This window comes from Pseudoalteromonas sp. TB51 (assembly GCF_000498055.1).
GTDB lineage: Bacteria > Pseudomonadota > Gammaproteobacteria > Enterobacterales > Alteromonadaceae > Pseudoalteromonas > Pseudoalteromonas atlantica.
This window is the reverse complement of record NZ_AUTO01000050.1, coordinates 1-3,879: the sequence shown is the minus strand read 5'-3', so window position 1 is coordinate 3,879 and position 3,879 is coordinate 1. Positions and strand designations below refer to the sequence as shown.

Here is a 3,879-nt window from a genome sequence, read left to right as displayed (position 1 = left end):
TGCTGCCATTATATTTTTGGCCAGCGTAGTGGTGCCACTGGCCAAAGCCTTTGTGCTTAGCTTTTTATGCATTATGGTGGCAAAACCTGCTAACAAGCACACAAAAGGCTATACTAAAATTTATCAACTTACTGAATTTATTGGCAAATGGTCAATGATCGATGTATTTGTTGTTGCTATACTCGTTGCCTTAGTGCAACTAGGCAACTTAATGTCAATTACCCCAGGGCTAGGCATTGTATTTTTTACTGTTATGGTAATATGCCAAATGATGGCTGCACATGCGTTTGATCCGCGCTTGTTGTGGGATACACCAAAAAACAAACATTCAGAGAATAAAGCATGACCGAAACGGCTAATGTAACAACAAAACCAAAAATTTCTGCTATTTGGATTATTCCACTGATAGCCTTATTAGTTGGTATATGGATGTTGTATCAATACCAAGCAAATGTAGGCCCTACTATTTATATAAAAATGCCCCACGCAGAGGGCATTATTGCAGGTAAAACAGAAATAAAAGTGCGCAGTGTTAAAATTGGTCAAATTGATGCTATACGCCTTTCTGACTCGCAAGATAGCGTTATTGCCCGCGCACAAATAGACAAAAACTATAATGAGCTCCTCACCGACGATGCCAAAATTTGGGTTGTTAAACCCCGTATAGACGAAACGGGCATTAGTGGTATGAGTACGCTTTTGTCGGGTGTTTATTTAGAGTTTTCACCGGGGGAGAGTAAAAAACTAAAAGAGCGTTTTGTATTACAAGACGAGCCAGCCCTTATTGGTAAAGATGTAAAAGGTGGGCGTTTTCAGTTACTCAGCTACAACGCTGAAGTGCTAGAGGTAAGCACTGGGATATTTTTTAAAAACTACAAAATAGGCCAAATAGAAACCGCTACTTTTGACTGGAAAAACCAAGCAATGAAGTACGGTATTTTTATTAACGAGCCGTATCAAAACCTCATAACATTAAACTCTATATTTTGGGTTAATGCCGGCATTGAAATAGATTTGTCGGCCGATGGTATTAATATAAGTACCGGCTCATTAAGTAAACTCCTCAAAGGCGGTATTTCGGTTGGCTTACCAGAGCAACAAGCCCCAGGCGACTTAGCCCAAGACGGCCACAATTTTTCGCTAAGCCAAAGCTACAAAGAAGCACTAGAAGAGCGCTTTTACGACTTTGATTACTACATTATTGATTTTGAACAATCTATACGTGGCCTAAGACCCGGCGCGCCTGTGGAATATCGCGGCACCCGAATTGGTACCGTGGTAGAAGCCCCCGCTAACGTTATTGTTAATGGCAAACCTGCACATTTTAAAAACCATAATACAGCGGTGCCGGTACTGATTAAAATAGAGTATGGCCGTTTATATCACGATAGCGCAGCGGCCAAAGAGTTTTGGCAAAGTAGCCTAACCGGCTGGATAAAAAATGGTATGCGCGCTTCTTTAAAACCTGGCAACCTTTTAACTGGTGCAGTGTATGTAGATTTTGATATATACCCCGACGCACCAAAAGCGCATTTAGCAAAGCTTGCCCAGTATGATGTATTTCCGAGTATTTCTAGCGGCATTACGGTGCTTGCCGATCAGGTCTCGGATGTGCTTAACAAGGTAAACGATTTAAAAATTGAAGACAGCCTAGCGCAAATGCAGGCTACATTTAGCGACTACCAAGCGCTTGCTAACGAAATGCGTGCGTTATTAAGCCAAAAAGATACCCAAAACTTACCCGGCGATTTTAACCGTAACTTTGATAAAATGACCAAAAGTATGGAGCAGTTTGAAGTGACCATGCGTCAATTTGATAAAACCATGGCAAGTTATCAGGCCGGCTCTGAGTTTCATCATCAATTACAGCAAACCTTGCTTGAATTTAAACGCTTAAGTGAAGAAATTCAGCCGCTTACACGGGGTTTAAACGAACAACCTAATATGTTTATTTTTGACAAAGCACTCCCTGCTGATCCACAACCAAGGAAGCAATAATGAAACACTTATTTTTAGCCATAACCGTGTTAATTACCCTTTCAGGGTGCAGTGCGTCAATTCAAACCGCAACGCAGTATTATCAGTTTGAACAACCTATTGCTTCATCATCACGCCATGTAAAAGAAACTGATGCCCAATTAAGAGTGCAAACCGTGGCCCTTAGAGGCGCATTAAATAATTTGGGCATAGCAATGAAAATTGATAGCAACCAAATTCATGCGGCAAATTACAACCTATGGGGTGAATCGCCCGATGTGATGCTCACCGCTACAGCGCAACAAACCCTTTTTAATGCAATGCCTAATTGGATGGTTATTAAGGGCTTACCGGTAATTACCGAGCTTGATCAGCAAACGTTTTACGAGCTTGAATATGAAGTGCACCACTTTAATGGTGATATGCAAGGCAACGCTGATATTTCTGGCCTGTGGCGCTTATATTACACCCACCCAGAAACCGGCCGCCGCCTAATTAGTGTGCATAATTTTTCGCATGTCGTTCCAATAGAAGATGACGGTTACGATGGCTTAGTGGCTACTCTTGAGCAAACTTGGCAAAACATAAACCTAAGCGTAGCAAAAGCCATAGAGCAAGCGCGACTTTAGTAACCATATATAATTACGGCGGTTTTATCATTATTAATAACCGCCTTGCCTACCCTATTAAAACCTAACTTTAATAATACACACTGAGATGCGGTGTTATTGGCTGCGCAGATAGCACTGACCTGCTTTATCCCAAGTGTGTGCCTATTTTGTAATAGCGCTTTGGCCGCTTCAAAGATATAACCGTTTTTCTCATAACGGGTTAACAAGGCAAAACCTAAATCTGGCAGTTGCAGTACGTCGCGTTTATAAAAACCCACAACTCCTACTACTTCACCATTGTGTAAAGTAATAATATAAGGGCCAAACCCTTGGTGTTTATGGGATGCCCTAAACGATTGCTCAATGTAGCGCTTGGCATCGCTGTGCGTATAAATGGCTTTATCGCCAATATATTTTATAAAATTTGGCTGATTCACCAAAGTAAGTAACATGGCTGCATCGTGCTCATTTGCATAGCGCAATAATAAACGTTGGGTTTTAAATACGGCCTCCACATTATCTCCTATAAAAAGTTATTTTGTACGTAAATTTTTATTGACTGAAATACAAAACCGGATTATTTTTGCGCCGATGTTTTTACAGGCACAACAATAGCGGCATGCTTCTCTTGCACCGTCTGGCGCCAAAGCCAACGCGTTTCCCTTTCGCTATTAATTTAACATAACAGCAAAGCACCCTACGCGGCAAAAGCAGTGACTTGGCACGTAATAACTATTACCTGCTTTGTTTTTGTTAAGCAATTTATTATTTAAATATGCTTTTAATTTTGTGAATCTTTAAATGCTTGAACCTTCTGCATTCAGTTTACTGCCACCAGCGGTGGTTGTGGTATTGGCTGTTGTTTTACGCCGTCCTATTTTATCTTTACTTATTGGCGCTTTAGTCGGCCTAGTAATAGCCGACCCAGCTCAGGTGCTTGCTAACTTTGCCAGCACATCACTTAAAGTAATGACCGACGAAACCATAGGTTGGTTAATACTCGTGTGTGGAGGCTTTGGCGCTTTAATCGCTTTATTAGTGCGCACTGGCGGTGCGTCGGCGTTTGGCAAATTAGCGCTAAAATACACTAAAGGTAAACGCTCTTCTTTATTTATGACCTTTTGTTTAGGTGTGGTTATTTTTATTGATGACTATTTAAATGCGCTTACCGTTGGTGAAACGATGAAACGCATTACCGATAAATTTAAAGTTAGCCGAGAAATGCTCGCCTACGTTGTAGATTCAACAGCGGCACCTATTTGCGTACTTGTCCCTTTATCGACTTGGGCGG

At 41.3% G+C, this 3,879-nt stretch carries 4 protein-coding genes and 1 pseudogene; 4 read left to right on the top strand and 1 reads right to left on the bottom strand.

Annotation, left to right across the window (positions count from 1 at the left end):
* From L650_RS0101625 to L650_RS0101615, 3 genes are all read left to right on the top strand, one after another.
* On the top strand, positions 1–346 hold a 346-nt coding region (locus L650_RS0101625; protein ID WP_029771940.1), incomplete at its 5' end, for a paraquat-inducible protein A.
* Positions 343–1,998, top strand: a complete 1,656-nt coding sequence (gene pqiB / locus L650_RS0101620) for an intermembrane transport protein PqiB (RefSeq protein WP_029771939.1) — start codon at positions 343–345, stop codon at positions 1,996–1,998. The genes L650_RS0101625 and pqiB, both read left to right, overlap by 4 nt.
* Positions 1,998–2,606, top strand: coding sequence for a membrane integrity-associated transporter subunit PqiC (locus L650_RS0101615; protein ID WP_029771938.1), 609 nt, complete (start codon positions 1,998–2,000; stop codon positions 2,604–2,606). Before pqiB ends, L650_RS0101615 begins: the two co-directional genes overlap by 1 nt.
* On the opposite strand, the gene L650_RS0101610 is transcribed toward L650_RS0101615, so the two are convergent.
* The gene (locus tag L650_RS0101610; RefSeq protein ID WP_029771936.1) at positions 2,603–3,103 is read right to left on the bottom strand and encodes a GNAT family N-acetyltransferase; all 501 of its coding nucleotides are present in this window, start codon (positions 3,101–3,103) and stop codon (positions 2,603–2,605) included. The genes L650_RS0101615 and L650_RS0101610 overlap by 4 nt on opposite strands.
* Before the next feature lie 286 nt (positions 3,104–3,389).
* Here L650_RS0101610 and L650_RS0101605 point away from each other — a divergent pair.
* Positions 3,390–3,879: pseudogene (locus L650_RS0101605) on the top strand (sodium:proton antiporter); the annotation flags it as partial.